Annotated in this window: 10 protein-coding genes; 4 read left to right on the top strand and 6 right to left on the bottom strand. The window is 68.0% G+C overall.

Annotation, left to right across the window (positions count from 1 at the left end; genetic code table 11):
* Window positions 1–68 precede the first annotated feature (68 nt).
* Window positions 69–356: a hypothetical protein gene (locus RIL96_RS12160; RefSeq protein WP_310549291.1), complete on the top strand. Its 288-nt coding sequence runs from the start codon at window positions 69–71 to the stop codon at window positions 354–356.
* A gap of 106 nt (window positions 357–462) precedes the next feature.
* On the opposite strand, the gene RIL96_RS12155 is transcribed toward RIL96_RS12160, so the two are convergent.
* The 4 genes from RIL96_RS12155 to RIL96_RS12140 form a co-directional block, all read right to left on the bottom strand.
* The gene (locus RIL96_RS12155) at window positions 463–1,269 is read right to left on the bottom strand and encodes a lysophospholipid acyltransferase family protein (RefSeq protein ID WP_310549290.1); all 807 of its coding nucleotides are present in this window, start codon (window positions 1,267–1,269) and stop codon (window positions 463–465) included.
* Entirely contained in the window at window positions 1,266–3,497 is a 2,232-nt protein-coding gene (locus RIL96_RS12150; protein WP_310549289.1) for a S9 family peptidase, read from the bottom strand. Before RIL96_RS12150 ends, RIL96_RS12155 begins: the two co-directional genes overlap by 4 nt.
* A gap of 53 nt (window positions 3,498–3,550) precedes the next feature.
* Entirely contained in the window at window positions 3,551–5,107 is a 1,557-nt protein-coding gene (locus tag RIL96_RS12145; protein WP_310549288.1) for an alanine/glycine:cation symporter family protein, read from the bottom strand.
* A 187-nt stretch (window positions 5,108–5,294) separates the two neighbouring features.
* Window positions 5,295–6,290, bottom strand: coding sequence for a phosphatase PAP2 family protein (locus tag RIL96_RS12140; protein WP_310549287.1), 996 nt, complete (start codon window positions 6,288–6,290; stop codon window positions 5,295–5,297).
* A gap of 289 nt (window positions 6,291–6,579) precedes the next feature.
* Between RIL96_RS12140 and RIL96_RS12135 the strand changes: the two genes are divergently transcribed.
* The 3 genes from RIL96_RS12135 to RIL96_RS12125 all read left to right on the top strand — a co-directional run bounded on the left by RIL96_RS12135 (window position 6,580) and on the right by RIL96_RS12125 (window position 13,476).
* Window positions 6,580–7,641 carry an o-succinylbenzoate synthase gene (locus RIL96_RS12135; RefSeq protein WP_310549286.1) on the top strand — a complete coding sequence of 354 codons (1,062 nt, stop codon included), beginning with the start codon at window positions 6,580–6,582 and terminating at the stop codon, window positions 7,639–7,641.
* Window positions 7,642–7,729: 88 nt separating this feature from the next.
* Entirely contained in the window at window positions 7,730–9,859 is a 2,130-nt protein-coding gene (gene menD, locus RIL96_RS12130) for a 2-succinyl-5-enolpyruvyl-6-hydroxy-3-cyclohexene-1-carboxylate synthase (protein WP_310549285.1), read from the top strand.
* An 11-nt stretch (window positions 9,860–9,870) separates the two neighbouring features.
* Window positions 9,871–13,476 carry a DEAD/DEAH box helicase gene (locus RIL96_RS12125; RefSeq protein WP_310549284.1) on the top strand — a complete coding sequence of 1,202 codons (3,606 nt, stop codon included), beginning with the start codon at window positions 9,871–9,873 and terminating at the stop codon, window positions 13,474–13,476.
* Between the two features lie 135 nt (window positions 13,477–13,611).
* Here the strand turns inward: RIL96_RS12125 and mobA are convergent, their stop codons facing one another.
* Entirely contained in the window at window positions 13,612–14,319 is a 708-nt protein-coding gene (gene mobA / locus RIL96_RS12120) for a molybdenum cofactor guanylyltransferase (RefSeq protein WP_310549283.1), read from the bottom strand.
* Window positions 14,320–14,381: 62 nt separating this feature from the next.
* Entirely contained in the window at window positions 14,382–15,344 is a 963-nt protein-coding gene (locus tag RIL96_RS12115; RefSeq protein WP_310549282.1) for an alpha/beta fold hydrolase, read from the bottom strand.
* Window positions 15,345–15,383: the final 39 nt, after the last annotated feature.

The raw sequence follows: 15,383 nt of genomic DNA, 5'->3' as shown, positions 1-15,383 counted from the left end.
CTCATGACACCACCCTGGACCAGAAATCACCCCACATATGGGAGACATGCCCTAGTAGGGTGGCGACCATGACCTACCCACCTCAGCCGTACCCGCAGCAGGTGCAGCCGAAGTCACCGGTGCTGCACGGGTTGGCCTCGTTTCTGCTCGTCGGGCTGGGGACGATGCCCGCCGGCCGCGTTCTCACCGGGATCGTGCTTCTGTGTGTGGGACTGACGCTGGCCCTGTTGACGCTGATCCCGTTCATCGGGTGGCTGATCGGTCTGCTGGTCGGTTTCCCGTACTGGATCTTCTGCATCTGGCACGGATACCACTCGGCCCGCGTGTGGAACCGCCGCCACGGCATCCTCTCCTAGACGCCTCACGGGCTCGCCTCAGCGTACCTTCGCTCGGGGCCGGGATTTCGCCGTCTCCTGCCCAGCCCGCCCTTCGACGGTCACTGCCGATGACCGCCCCAAATGATCACCCCGTCACGCGGTAGCGTTCCCGCTCGGCCTTATACAACCGTTCCTGCTCGGCTTCGGTCACCGCGCCGCCGCCCCGATGAGCCGGCAGCCACCAGGTGCCGTCCTCTGCGGGCACCGGGTCGTGATCGATGCCGATGTCGATACCGGACTGCAGCCGTCGCCGCAGCTCCTCGGTCGCCTCGAGAACGTCGTCCTCGGCGGCCACCATCAGCGGTTCGCCGATGTGGACATGAGCGGCCAGCCGCCACAGGTTCCGCAGCTTCAGCCCGCCGCGTCCCCGAGTCAGCCCGCGGTGCCCGCCCCACACCGAAACCGGGATGATGGGCACCTGCGCCTGCTGAGCCATACGCACCGCGCCGGTCTTCAGCTTCCGCACCGTCCAGCTCACCGAGACACCACCCTCAGGGAACACCGAGAGGTACTCGCCAGCGCGCAGCTTCTCCACGGACGCCTCCAGGGCCGGTGCCCCGTTCGCGCGGTCGACGACGACGTGATCGCACAGGTCACAGACCGCCCCGTAGAGCGGCTTATCCGCGTGCTTCTTCGTGACCATGAACCGCGGATGCGCCTTGATCCGATGCCAGATGACCCGCTGGGCGAAGGCGAAGTCCAGATATCCGAAATGGGTCACGGCCAGCACCGCCCCGCGCCCCGGTGCCACGACGCGACTCCACCCGCGGACCTGCTCCTGCGGGAGATTCTCCTCCCCGCTACTGGTCAGCCGCATGCGGAACGCCGCCATCGTGGTCAACCCGAACAGCACGATGCCGCGGTAGACGTGCTTATTGGGCCGGAACCTCATCGGGTATGCTCCGTCGCACCGATGTGATGAGCCAGGAACGCGTAGTCCCACGCCCGTTCCTTCCATGTCTCGTACCGGCCGGAGGCTCCGCCGTGGCCGCCGTCCATCTCGATCTTGAACACGATCGGCGCCTGGCCCTGCTGGTGCTCACGCAGCCTCGGCACCCATTTGGCCGGCTCCACGTAGAGCACACGAGTGTCATGCAGGCTGGTCACCGCCGCGATCGCCGGGTATTCGACGTCGCGGACGTTCTCATACGGGGAATATTCCTTCATGTACTGGTAGACCTCGGCGTCGGTGATCGGGTTGCCCCATTCCTCCCACTCCAGAGCCGAGAGCGGCAGCTCCGGGTCAAGGATCGAGGTCAGCGGGTCCACGAACGGCACCTGCGCGAGGATCGCCCGGTACTTCTCCGGGGCCATATTCGCCACCGCCCCCATCAGCAGCCCGCCCGCCGAGCCACCCAGCGCGCTGATCCGCGCCGGGTCCGCCCACCCGGTCTCGACCAGGTAGTCAGTGGCGGTGATGAAGTCAGTGAACGTGTTGACCTTCTTCAGCTTCTTCCCGTCCTCATACCACCAACGGCCCAGCTCACCGCCGCCGCGGACGTGGGCGATGGCGAAGACGATGCCGCGGTCCAGCAGCGACAGCCGCGGGATGCCGAAGAACGGGTCCTGGCTCATCTCATAGGAGCCGTAGCCGTAGACCAACGCGGGGTTGGCGCCGTCGGCGGAGACCTCACGGTGGTGCAGCACAGTGATCGGGATCTGCACCGGAGTCCCGTCAGGGCCGAGGTCCTGGGTGGGCGCCCAGAGCCGGGTGGCCCGGTAGTCGTCGAGATCGACGTCCTGGACGGGGGTCTCGCGCCGCAGCACCGGTTCCCCGGGGCGGCGGCCGGTGACGGATTCCTCGGCCCCCGGGTGGGAGATGTCGTAGAGCCGCGGGGGAATCAGCCAGGAGGAGAACAGCACCCGGAAGACCGGGGCCTCATACTCTGCCGAGAGTGCGGCGCAGGTGAAGATCTCCTCGTCGAAGGCCGGGCCGGGCAACGACGACGTCGGCGTCGAAGCGCCGCCGTCGCGGACGCTGCGCACGGTGTCCAGGCTCAGCAGCTGCACCGATTCCACCGTGCTGCGCCGTGCAGTGACCAGGATCTGCGCGGCGGTGATCTGGATGCCCTCCAGCTTGACCTCATGCTCGTGGGCCAGCACCGGGTCACCCAGATCCAGGGGCGCGGCGGCGTCGGCCGGGCTCTGCTGGCCGACCAGCGCGGCCTCCGTCGTCAAGGTGAGCATGTTGTTGGGGGCCTGCTGGTTATGGGTGACCAGCAGGTGCCGGGCACCGTCGAGCTCGATCGGATCGATCTCGTGGAGTATCCGGTGGGAGGCGGGGATGATCAGCCGCGGCTCGGCCTCAGCGTCGGAGACATCCAGCAGCCGGGACTCGGTGTACTCGGAGTTCCCGGAGATGATGACCAGCTCGCGGCGGTCGGCCGAAAGCTGGATGCCGGTCCAGAGCTGCTCGTCGGTGATCTCAAGCAGCAGACGGTCCTCATCCGAGGAGGTGCCGACAGCGTGGACGAAGAGCTTCGACGGCCGCCAGGCGGCATCGGCGACCATGTAGTAGACGCGACGGCCCGAGGGCTCGAGCACACCGGCGCCGTGGACGTCCTCGACGGACTCGTCCAGGGTCTCTCCGGTGTCCAGGCGGCGTAGGCGCAAGGTGTAGCGCTCATCGCCGGAGGTGTCCTCGCAGTAGGCGAGCAGGGTGTCGGAGGCGTCGATGTCCAGGCCGCCGAGCTGGTAGAAGGGATGCTTCGCGGCCTCGGCGTTGGTGTCGAAGTAGGTCTCCTCACCTTCCAGCGCGATCCCCGGCTCAACCTGCGGCGGGGTCCAGTCGGCGTCGTCGTCGACGGGGACCCGGCAGAAGACCGGGTGCTGTTCGCCTTCAATAGTGCGGGTGAAGTACCAGTGGCCCCGACGGCGCACCGGCACCGTCAGGTCAGTCTCGACAGTGCGGTGGCGGATCTCGGAGAAGATCGCCTCACGCAGCGGCTGCTGTTCGGCGGTGACGGCCTCGGTGTAGGTGTTCTCGGCACGCAGATGCTCCAGGACCTCGGGGGAGTCCTTGTCCCGCAGCCACTCGTAGTCATCGGTGATCGTATCGCCGTGGTGAGTACGGGTGACGGGAATCTTCTTCGTCTGCGGCGGGGTGGGATGCTCTGCCATGTGGCCATCCCATCACATTGCGGGCCCCTTCACCTACGGAGAAGGCGCTCGGCTCAGCGGCCCGGCTCCTCCAGGGAGCTTCCGCCGGTGTCCCCGGTGCCCTTCCCGGTACCCATGCCAGTGCCCATGCCGCGGCGCTCGCGGTTGCTCAGATACCCGGCAACGTCCTCGCGGCTCCAGCACTCGACGTCGCCCAGCTCCGGCAGATCCTCGGAGACGAACACCGGATCCAGGCCCTGCCGGCGTTCGGCGTCATAATGCTTGAGGAGCTTCACGGCCTTACCGCCCAGGATGGTGATGACGATCAGGTTGAACGTGGCGATGATGACCATCGTCACCCCGGCGATCGCCCAGGCGAGGTCCACGTCGATGATCGAGCCGATGAACACCACCACGGTCAGCACCAGCGCGTAGGCCTTGCGTACGCGCTCGCTGCCGTTGATGAACAGTACGTTCGCCTCACCGTAGGAGTAGTTGCCGAGCACCGAGGTGAAGGCGAGCAGGAAGATGATGATCGCCAAGGCGATCGGGCCGAAGGTGCCGAAGTTCTCAGCCAACGCCGACTGCGTGAGCTCCGCGCCGACGTTGGCATCGGCGAAGGCCACCGGATCCTCGAAGGTGAACAGGATGATGAACGCCGTGATGGAGCAGATGATCAGCGTGTCCACGTAGACGCCGAGGGTCTGCGTCAGCCCCTGCTTCACCGGGTGTGAGACATCAGCAGTGGCCGCGACGTTCGGCACCGAACCCATGCCGGCCTCATTAGAGAACATGCCCCGCTGGACACCGGCCATCAGCATGGCCCCGAAGGCACCTCCGAACAGCGACTCCCAGCTGAACGCGAAGGCCTCATCGAAGATCTGGCCGAAGACCCGCGGCAGCTCATCGATGTTCACCGCGACGACGGTCAGCCCCAGCAGCAGGTAGATCGCCGCCATCAGCGGCACCAGGTTCTGCGCCACGGTGGCCACCCTGCGCAGACCGCCCAGCACGATGGCCGCGGTCATCAGCGCCAGCACGATGCCCAGCACCCAGGACAGCCAGCCGGTGTCCTGTGCACCGGCGGTGTCGGCCGCCGAGGTCACCGCGTCGACGATGGTGTTCGCCTGCAGCGAGGTGAAGCTCAGGGCGAAGCAGAAGATGAAGATGATCGCGAAGACGATGCCCAGCGTGCGGGAACCCAACCCCCGCTGGATGTAGTAGGCCGGGCCGCCTTTGAAGGTGTCGAAGCGAGGGGTCTTATAGAGCTGGCCGAGCGTGGACTCGATGAACGACGCCGAGGCCACGAAGATCGACATGACCCACATCCAGAAGATCGCGCCCGGTCCGCCGATCGCGATCGCTCCGGCGACTCCGGCCACGTTGCCCGTCCCCACCCGCGCGGCCGCCGAGATTGTGAATGCCTGGAACGCGGAGAGCGATTTGCTGCGCCCCTCATCATCGCGTTGGGTCTTCTCCGTGATGGAGGAGAACATGGCAGGCAGGCGCCTAATCTGCACCAGTCCGGTGCGGATGGACAGGTACAGAGCGATCCCGATGATGAGCCAGACACCGAAGTAGTCCCAGGCCAGCCCCTCAAACGTCTCAATGGCTTCGACGAGTGATTCCATGCGGCGATGCTACCCCGGTGGGTGATTTATAGCACGCAGAAAGACGGCACAATATGATTAATATGTCGGATTTTCCGGGTGGTATGTCGGGAAAGTGCCCGGCAGCACGCCCTGCACGGTGACCGGCGGCGGCCTGAGCAGCTCCTGTTCTCAGACCTTGTGGAGCCTGTCTTGCAGAGCCTGCCCCTCAGACCTCGTAGAGGTGGGCGAACTGTGGCGGGATCGGGTGCTGGGTGGGCAGCGGGCGGACCGGCTCACCCGGCCGATGCCGACCAGTCTCCGCGCTGAAGAAGCTGATCCCCATGCCACAGAGGATGAACCCGGGACCCACGGGCAGCAGGGCCCCGGCCACCCAATGCCAGGGGGACGGGTCCGTCGCGGCGTTGACCACGGCCGACCAGCCGCCGGCCCAGATGAACACTCCTACCGTGAGCGCAGTGAAGACGATCCCCAGCAGCCAGGCGAGGCCCGCGCCGGCGGCCGTGGTTATCGGCGCCTCCACGGAGATCGAGTTCCACCGCTCACCGGAGCGCATGATCAGCCATCCGCCGATGAGTCCCCAGCAGGCCACCACCAGATACGCGGCGATGATGTCCGAGGCGAAGTGGCCGGTGAGGAAGATCGCCACCCCGGAGAGCATGGCCAGCAGCGCCGTCATGATCCCGACGAACGGCCGCTGCCGAGGGCCGCAGATCAGGAACACGGAGACCGCGGCGCCCGCTGCCATCGTCGCGTGACCGGAGGGGAAGGAGTTGACCGACCACCACCACAGCTCCATGTTCGGATCCGACATCGGCATCTGCGGGTCCGCGCGGTGCACCCAGAACTCCTTGAGGAGTTGGGTGGTGATGTTCGCCCCGAGGAAGGTGGCCAGGGCGATGCCGGCAGCGATGAAGCGTTGCCGGATGAACATGTTCGCCAGGAAGATCACTGCGGCGATGATGGCCGTCGCCAGCGGAATGGTGCTGAGCATGCGCCGCAGGATGTCGTTCTGCATGGGGCCCTGAGTGATGGAGGCGTAGCGCGATTCCAGGGTGGCGTGCTCCAGCCACTGGCCGCGTGTGGAGCTGATGAAGAACTCGTGGGTGATCACCAGCCCGGCGGCGCAGAACAGGAATCCGAACACCCACAGCCAGGTGCGCCGCGCAGGCGGGCGTGTGCGGGGTGCGTAGGCGGCGGACATGGTCCTCAGTATCGCAGGTGCTGGTGAGATTCGGAGGAACTGGGCAGGGCCGAGGGGCGAACCCCGCAGTGATCGGCGCTCGGACGGCGACTTTCGGTGCTGTGCTGGAGGTTCTGTGCGGCTTCATCTACAGATGTGGTTCGGGCTGCGCTATATGAACAGCCCGAACCACATCTGTAGATGAAGCGGCGGGACCCGCCTCAGCAGTGAACCCAGACCCTGCTCCCAGCCCCAGCCTCCGGCCCGGTTCCTGGGCCCAGCTTCTGGCCCAGCTTCTAGACTCTGCTCCATGGTCACCTCTGCTGCCGATCCCCCCATGACCGCGCCGCTGCCCCTGCCGAGACCCTCGTTGGCGGAGATCCTCGACGGTGCCGTCGCTGTCAGCCTGCCCATGCGCACCAGGTTCCGCGGGCAGGATGCCCGGGAGGTGATGCTGCTGCGTGGCCCGCTCGGCTGGGCCGAGTTCGCGCCGTTCCCCGAGTACACCGCACCGGAGACCGCAGCCTGGTTGGCCGCCGCAGTGGAGGCCGGGTGGTCCGGGCTGGGGGAGCCCCACCGCACTCAGATCCCGATCAACGCCACCCTGCCCGCGGTCCCCCCGGAGCAGGTGGAGGCGGTGCTGTGGGGATTCGGCGATCCGGGATCCATCCCGGCGGTGAAGATCAAGGTCGCCGAACCCGGGCAGAGCCTCGAGGATGATCTCGCCCGCTTCCGCGAGGCCGCCCGGCTGGTGCCCCAGGCGGGGCTGCGCGCTGACGCCAACGCCGGATGGACCCATCAGCAGGCTCTGCGGGCGATCACTGCGCTTGCTGAGGAGTGCGGCGAGCGGATCGAGTATGTGGAGCAGCCGGTTCCCGGGGTGGAGGGGCTCGCGGAGCTGCGGGAGGCGCTGCAGGCCCGCGGGCTGGCCGTGCGCCTCGCCGCCGATGAGGCAGTGCGCAAGGCGGAGGACCCCTTGCGTGTGGCCCGGCTCGGCGCCGCAGATCTGATCGTGGTGAAGGCGCCCCCGCTGGGCGGCGTCGCGGCCGCGGCGGAGATCGTCCGAGCCTCCGGGCTGGACGCGGTGGTCTCCTCCGCGCTGGACTCCTCGGTGGGCCTGACCGCCGGGCTGGCGCTGGCCGCTCGGCTGGAGTCTCTGCCCTATGCCTGCGGTCTCGGCACCGCGGCCCTGTTGGCCGAGGAGGTCGTCAACGAGCCGCTGATCCCCGAGGACGGGGTCTTAGCGGTTCCGCATCGTCACGGTGTCATCGCTGCACCGGAACCCGATCCGGAGCTGGTGGCCCGGCACCGGGTGAGTGCAGAGCGTCAGCGCTGGTGGGAGGACCGGGTACGTGCGGCCTACGGCGGGTGAGAGCACGGAACAGAACATGAGAGAGCACGAGCCCACGGCATATGAGTCGCAGACATGAGCCCCAGACATGAGCCCTAGAATCGAGGGCATGCGCACTTCCGGCGGCCCGTTCCGCGAGTTCGACGACTCCCACGACGCCGACGCTCTGCGACTCGCCCGCCGTGCCGTGCGCGGACTCTGTCTGAGCGTGCGCCATGTGGTGGTGGCCCCGGGTTCGCGGTCGGCTCCGTTGGCCTACGCACTGGCCGAGGCGGAGCAGATGGGCGCGCTGAGCGTGCACATGCGTATCGATGAACGTTCCGCGGCGTTCACCGCACTCGGCATCGCCATGTCCGGCGGTGAGCCCGCCGCGGTGGTGACCACCTCCGGCACAGCGGTCGGCAATCTGCTGCCTGCGGTGATGGAGGCTGATCTCTCCGGTGTTCCGCTGGTGGTCATCACTGCGGACCGGCCTGAGGAGCTGCACGGCACCGGGGCGAACCAGACCACCTGGCAGCAGGGGATGTTCGCCGGCAGGGTCCGGGACGAAGTCCATCTGGAGCAGGGGGAAGTGCGGCTGGAACCGGTCTCCCGCGATGACATCCTCTCGGCCGAAACACAGGTGGCTCTGCTGATGCGCCAGGCCACTGACTTCCGTGGGGGTGGCCCCGGGCCGGTCCACCTGAACATCGGTTTCTGTGACCCCTTGGTGCCCGCCGAGGAGCCGGAGCAGCCACCGACGGGGCGGCCGGGGGCTGTCCAGCAGCGATGGGCGCGCACCCCCGTCATCGCGGCGGAGCGCCGTCGAGCGCTCTACGAGACGGCCTCCCCGACGGAGCACCTGCGTGCCGAGAGCCTGCTCTCCGGTGTGGACGCTCCCGGACAGTGGGCAGACCGGCAGGAGCAGGAGGCCGCACGCGCGCAGATCCGTACGCGGCTGGCTGCGGAATCCCAGATGCCGCAGCGCCGGACCGTGTTCGTGCTGGGCGATCGGGCCCCTGCTCAGGCGGCCGAGGTGGCCGCGCTGTTGGGGCACCCGCTGTTCGCGGAGCCGACTTCCGGGGCGCGAGATGTCGGGGTGATACCGGCGTACCGGGTGCTGCTCGCCGCCGGCGATGCAGACCGGGAGGCGGGTATACGTGAGGCAGGCGTACAGGAGGCGGGCGCAGACGGGGACAGCGGCCGGGAGCCTCACGGTGAACAGGCCGCGCCGGGCAGGGGGCCTTCCCTCTGCGGAGCCCTGACCGGGGAGATCGAGCGCGTCGTCGTGGCGGGTCGGCCGACCCTCTCGCGCCCGGTGGCCCGGCTGCTCGCCCGTGACGACATCGATGTCCGGCAGTTCGCGCCCGATCCGATCCCGTGGGCCGATCAGCGCCTGCCTCGGGAGATCCTGAGTACCCGCGACGCACTCGAAGAGTTCGCCGGCGTGGCGCCCCCAGGTTGGCGTGAGCGGTGGACTGAGGCCGGTAGAGGGCTTCGGCACATCATCGACGAGGAGCTCGCCGCCGAAGCTCCGGCTCAGCCCGCCCCTGATGCCCCGGCCCCACCTGCCTCGCCTCCTGCAGAACCTACGCTGCTGTCCGTCGCCGTGGCCAAGACAGTGGTCGAGACCGTCGGGACCCCGGTGCTGCTGGGCTCCTCCTCGGTGATCCGCGACGTCGATCTCACCGCTGATCTCACCGTCGGCCTCTCCGTCGACATCGCCGCATCCACCGGCAGCCCCGCTGACCGCACCGGCAGCGGGGGAGCCCGCGCAGTGCCCCGGCTCAGTGCCATGCGCGGACTGGCCGGCATCGACGGCAACGTCTCGGCCGCCTCGGGTATGGCCCTGGCCGCGGACCGGCGAGTCACCGCAGTGGTCGGTGATCTCACCTTCCTCCACGATCTCAACGCCCTGCTGATCCCCAGCACCGAACCTCGTCCCAGTGTGGATGTCGTGGTCATCAACGACGCCGGGGGCGCCATCTTCGACCAGCTGGAACACGGGGCCGTCGGCCGGCGTCCCGGCTATGCCCAGACGGTGGAGCGGCTCTTTGGCACCCCGCAGCAGGTCGATCTGCAGGCGCTGGCCGCCGGATTCGACGTCGAGTACCGCCGTCCGACCAGCCATGAGGAGCTGATCGCGGCGCTTGCCTATCCGGATGATCGGCTGGGCCTGCGGATCATCGAGGTCCGCACTGAGCGCCGCGGACTGCGTAAGCTCCACTCCCGGATCGCTGCCCGTGCGCGTCGTCTCTGAAGGGAGCTGAGGTGTCCCAGAGCCCTACTCCGCAGATCACCAGTGAGGCCATCGTCGGGCTGGTCGGTTCCACCTTCGCGATGCGCGGGCTGCGTTATGCCGAGGCGGGGCATGTCGATTCGCTGCAGTGGGTCGCTGGCAGAAGGACCGCAGGCAGCTCCTACACGCTTCAGGCGCGGGTCTCCGGCACCGGCCCCGAACCCTACGCCACCACGATCTTCCTGACACGGGAGCCCGCCGACCTCGACCCGAGCACCCCCGAGCCGGGTACCCAGGAGCCGGTTTGGGATCTCATCGAGGGGATCTGCAGCTGCCCGGTGGGGTTCGACTGCAAGCACGTCGCCGCCGCGCTCTTCGCCGCCCAGTCCCGCCGTGCCGGGGCTTGGGAGGAGGACATCGTCCCGGCCGAGCCCACCGAGACACCGAGCGGGACGACTGCCGAGGCTGCCGGATTCACCCCTGAGCAGTCCGGAGGCAGTGCTTCGCTGTCCTGGCGGAAGATCCTCGGCGTCGCAGCCGCCGGAGGCACGGCAGCTGATGGCACGGTGATGACTTCCGGCGCGGACCCCCTGGCGATTGGTGTCGAACTGCACCGGGTGGAACGGCCCTTCCGCTTCGGACCGCCCCGCCGGTCGGCAGCAACGGTCAAAGACATCGACGACGCCGCCGTCGAGCTCTCCGTGACCATCCGGCCCCTGGTGCTGGGCGCCCGCGGAGACTGGATTCGTGGCGGGCTGACCTGGAAGAAGTTCCAATACAGCAGCCCTTCGACCGCTTACCGCCGGGATCACGCCGAGGTCATGGGTGATATCTGCAGAACCCGGCTGGCTCAGGAGATCAGCGAGTCCTTCGTCGCCGACGCCATGCCGTTGGAGAGCTTCCGCGGCCCCGGCATCTTCCACCTGCTGCACCGTGCCGTGCGCCTCGGGGTCCGGCTCGTGCCCCAGGACGTGCTCAGCCGGATCGAGCTGACCGCTGTGGCCGAGCTGAGCCTGGATGTGCGCGCTGAACCGGAGGGGCCCGGTGGCACTGCCGAGGCCGACTCGCTGAGCGTGCGCGCCCAGCTCACCGGTGTGGACAACGTCATCCCGGGCACGCTGCGTCAGCTCGGCGTCGGGTTCGTCCAGCTCAGCCCGGATGCCCCGGATGAGCCCCAGAACCGGTTCGAGGCCTCAAGCCCGGCCGAGGCGGAAGGCACGTCCACCGGAGTCCATCTCCGGCTGATCCCCACCGACGGCACAGCACCGCCGGACCTGCTCAGCCTGGCCGCCACCGGTGTACCGCTCTGGATTCCGGGTGGGGAGGCGGCAGAGTTCCTCCACGAGACGGTCCCGGCGCTGCGCCAGAGCGTGGAGATGACTTCCCTGGACGGATCCGTCGAGTTCCCGGAGACCCCCGCGGCGCAACTGCACCTGAGAGTCCATCACCTCGGCGATGACGCCACCGCTGTGGAGTGGGGCTGGCGCTACTTCGGCCCGCAGCGCACCCTGCCCGTGCGCACCGGCCAGACCCGTGACGGACACGCCGCCGAGCGGGACCACCACCACGAGAATCAGGTCCTGGCTGCGGTGAGTGCGCATCACCCAGGGGCGGCGGCTCAGCCCGCCCAGCACCTCACCGGGCTGGATACTGCGCTCTTCGTCGAACGTGCCCTGCCCCGGCTGGAGGCGCTCGAGTACGTCACCGTCGAGGAGCGCGGCACACGCCCGGAATACCGGGAGCTCACCGAGAGTCCGCAGCTGCGGGTCACCCAGACCCCGGCGCAGGATGGCCGCAGCAATGACTGGTTCGACCTCGGCTTCCAGATCACCGTCTCCGGGCGGGTGGTGCCGTTCAAGACGGTGTTCGAAGCCCTATCCCGCGGCCGCCAGCGGATCCTGCTGCCGGATAAGACACATCTGCGCCTGGACCACCCCCACCTGCTCGAGCTCAAGGAACTCATCGACGAGGCCGCCGCCATGGGGGAGTGGGAGCCGGAGAACCTGAGCATCAGCCGTTACCAGGTCAGCTTCTGGGACGATCTGGAGACCCTGGCTCAGGAGGTGGAGGAGGCTGAGACCTGGCGCCGCGAGGTCTCCCGGCTGAAGGCTGCGCTGCCCGAATCGCCTGAGATCCCGGTGCCCGCGGTGCCGGACGGGCTCACCGCCGAGCTGCGGTCCTACCAGGTGCAGGGCTACGCCTGGCTCTCCTTCCTCTATGACCTGCGGCTCGGTGGAATCCTCGCCGATGACATGGGGCTCGGCAAGACTGTTCAGACTTTGGCGATGATCCTGCGCGCACGGAGCTGTGCTGCACAGGCCCGGGAACAGCCCGGGAATCCTCACGATCCGATATCTCCGGCACACGACGATGCCGCACCCCCGTTCCTCGTGGTGGCCCCGTCCTCTGTGGTCACCGTCTGGCGGGATGAGGCGGCACGCTTCGCCCCGGAGCTCGACGTGCGGGTACTGGATACCACCGCCAAGAAGTCGGGGAGGTCCCTGGTCGAACGGATCGAGGGTGCCGACGTCGTCGTCACCTCTTACGCGATCCTGCGCCTGGACGCCACCGCGTTCACCGGCTGTTCGTGGGCGGGTGTGGTGCTCGATGAGGCGCAGTTCGTGAAGAACCGCAGCTCAAAGGCCCACCAGGCGCTGAAGCAGGTCCGTGCGCCGTTCCGGCTGGCGATCACCGGTACTCCGATGGAGAACTCGCTGACCGACCTGTGGTCGATCCTCGATGTGGTCACCCCCGGGCTGATGCCGCCGCTGCGCGGGTTCCGCGATGAGTACGTCCGCCCCATCGAGACGCCGGACGACTCCGAGGACGGTGCGCGCCGGGCAGCGCACCGTATGGCCCGACTGCGGCGCAGGATCCGGCCGTTCATGCTGCGGCGGTCCAAGGATCTGGTGGCGGCGGATCTGCCGGAGAAGCATGAGCAGGTGATGCGGGTGCCGCTGCAGTCCACCCACCGCACCCTCTACGAGAAGGTGCTCCAGCGGGAACGCCAGAAGGTGCTCGGGCTGCTGGAGGATATGGACAAGAACCGGTTCATCGTCTTCCGTTCCCTGACCCTGCTGCGGATGCTGGCCCTGGACCCGGGGATCGTGGATGAGGGTCACCGGGCGCCGTCGTCGAAGCTGGAGGCGCTGCTTCCTGACCTGGAGGAAGTGGTCTCCGAGGGTCACCGCGTGCTGATCTTCAGTCAGTTCACCTCTTTCCTCGACCGGATCGCCGCGCGGCTCGATGAGCTCGGCGTCGTCCATACCCGGCTCGACGGCGCCACCCGCCGGCGTGACGATGCCGTTGCACGCTTCCGTGAGGGTGAGGCGCCGGTGTTCCTGATCAGTCTGAAGGCCGGTGGTTTCGGGCTCACGCTGACCGAAGCCGACTATGTCTTCCTCCTGGACCCGTGGTGGAACCCGGCTGCGGAGGCGCAGGCGGTGGACCGGGCGCATCGAATCGGTCAGGATAAGCCGGTGATGGTGTACCGCATGGTGGCCGAAGGCACGATCGAGGAGCGTGTGCTGACGCTGCAGCAGCGCAAGGCGGAGCTGTTCTCCTCGCTGACCGACGAGGATGCCGCCTTCAGCGCCTCCGTGACCGCCGACGACATCCGGGAGCTCTTCCGCACCTGACCCGCCCCGCCCCTTCCCGGTTGACTCTGGAGTTGGTGCCCTTTTGAGCGCGAAATCGGCCTCAAAAGGGCACCAACTCCAGAGTCAACGGACGGTGAGAGGCTGGGGTGGTCAGGTCGGTGAGGGGTGGGGCGGTCACCGGTGGTTGGGGTGGTGCAGGCCCAGTTCCGCCGCAGCCTCCCAGGTGTCGACGTCGGTGGCTGCGGTGCGGGGCAGAGGCACCGGATGGAGGCGGAGTCCGTGGAGGAGTCGGCGCATGGAGAGATCCTGCGTCGCGGTCGCCCTCACACGGCGGCTCAGCGCTTCAGTACGGTGCAGGGCGAAGAGGTATTCGAGCCGTGGTGGTGCCCCTGGTTGCGGGGTGCTGCCGATCCAGGCGTCGGCGTCTGGGTGTTCGGCAGATGCTCGCCGTAGGGCGTCGATTCCGGAGTGCAGCTCAGGCATATCCGAAGCCAGCGTGAAGACGAGGTCCGGGGGCGCCGGCGGCGTCGCAGCGGTGCTCAGTGTGGTGCTCAGTGTGGTGCTCAGCAGGGTGTGCAGCCCGGCCGCGATGGCCGCCGAAGGCCCCGAGTACGGCGGTTCCTCGCGGGTGAGATGAACACGGTCGCCCTCCGGGCCGAGGTCGTCGATCGCTGGGCGCAGCGTGTCCGGTGGACCGACGACGACGATCGCTTCGGGCCGCAGGCCGTGGTCGAGGAGGTCACGGAGGATGCGGGTCAGCAGTGCGGTGCCCGCGGTGTCGCGCAGCAGAGGCTTCGGCGTGCCGCCCAGCCGACGTGCGCGACCCCCTGCCGGGATGATGGCCCCCGGCATCGATCCTGCTGCGGGTGCTCCGGTGCCCATGCCGCGATGCTAGCAGCGGGGGTTCGTCGGCTTCCGCCGTGGTGCCGCTCAGGCCGCAGGCATCAGTGGGCAGTCTCCCAGAAGCTCTTCAGCTCATCGGCCAGCAGGTCAGGCTGCTCCTCCGGGATGAAGTGTCCGCAGGACTCTACGGCCCGCCCGCGCAGCAGCCGTGGCGCAGCGCCTCGCTGCCCGCGGTCCGGCTCGGCCGATGCCGCCTCTGCCTCAGCCCTGTCTGCCTCAGTGATGTAGGGACGCCAGAGATCGAGAATATCCAACCCGGAGGCCAGGCCTTGGGCGCCCCAGAGCGCCAGGGTGGGTACCGTCAGGCGTCGTCCGGCGCGCAGGTCCTCCTCGTCGTCTGCGATGTCCTGCCAGGAGGCGCGGTAGTCGTCGAAGCCGGACCGCATGGCTCCGGGCTGGGTGAAGGCCTCGATGTATTCCGGGATCTTCGGTGCGAGGAGATCACGCCGGAACGTCCATCGCTGGAAGAAGTACCGCAGATACTCGGCCTCCCTTCCGGCGGTGAGCAGCTCAGGGAGGTCCGGCTGCATGTGGAACAGCCAGTGGAAGTAGCCGTCCGCCGCCTGCATGTCTGCGGAGAACATCGCATGGGTGGGGGCGATGTCCAACACGGTCAGGGTCGAGACCCGGTGCGGAGCGTCAAGGGCCAGCCGATGGGCGACGCGACCCCCGCGATCATGGCCCACCAGATGTACCCGCTCGATCTCGAGGGCATCGAGCAGCTCGATGACATCTGCTGCCATCTGTCTCTTGTCATACCCCCGCGTGGGTTTGCCGGTGAGGCCGTAGCCGCGGAGATCCGGCGCGATGACGCGCCGGTCGGCAGTCAGCAGGGGCATGAGCTCACGCCAGCAGGAGGAGGTCTGGGGCCAACCGTGGAGCAGGACGGCGGGTTCTTTGCCTGACCTGGCGGAATCGAACGGCGGCGTCTGGCCCGCGGCGTCGTCGGGGTGGCTGCTCAGAAAGTGCATCCGCAGAGTGCTGAGGTCTCTCATGTCTCCCATAGCTCTGATACTAACCGTCTTAAATGGTTAGTCAATAGG

Source organism: Nesterenkonia aerolata (assembly GCF_031470965.1).
Classification (GTDB): Bacteria; Actinomycetota; Actinomycetes; order Actinomycetales; family Micrococcaceae; genus Nesterenkonia; species Nesterenkonia aerolata.
Note: the sequence above shows the minus strand (reverse complement) of the source record. Positions and strands in the feature narration are given on the sequence as shown.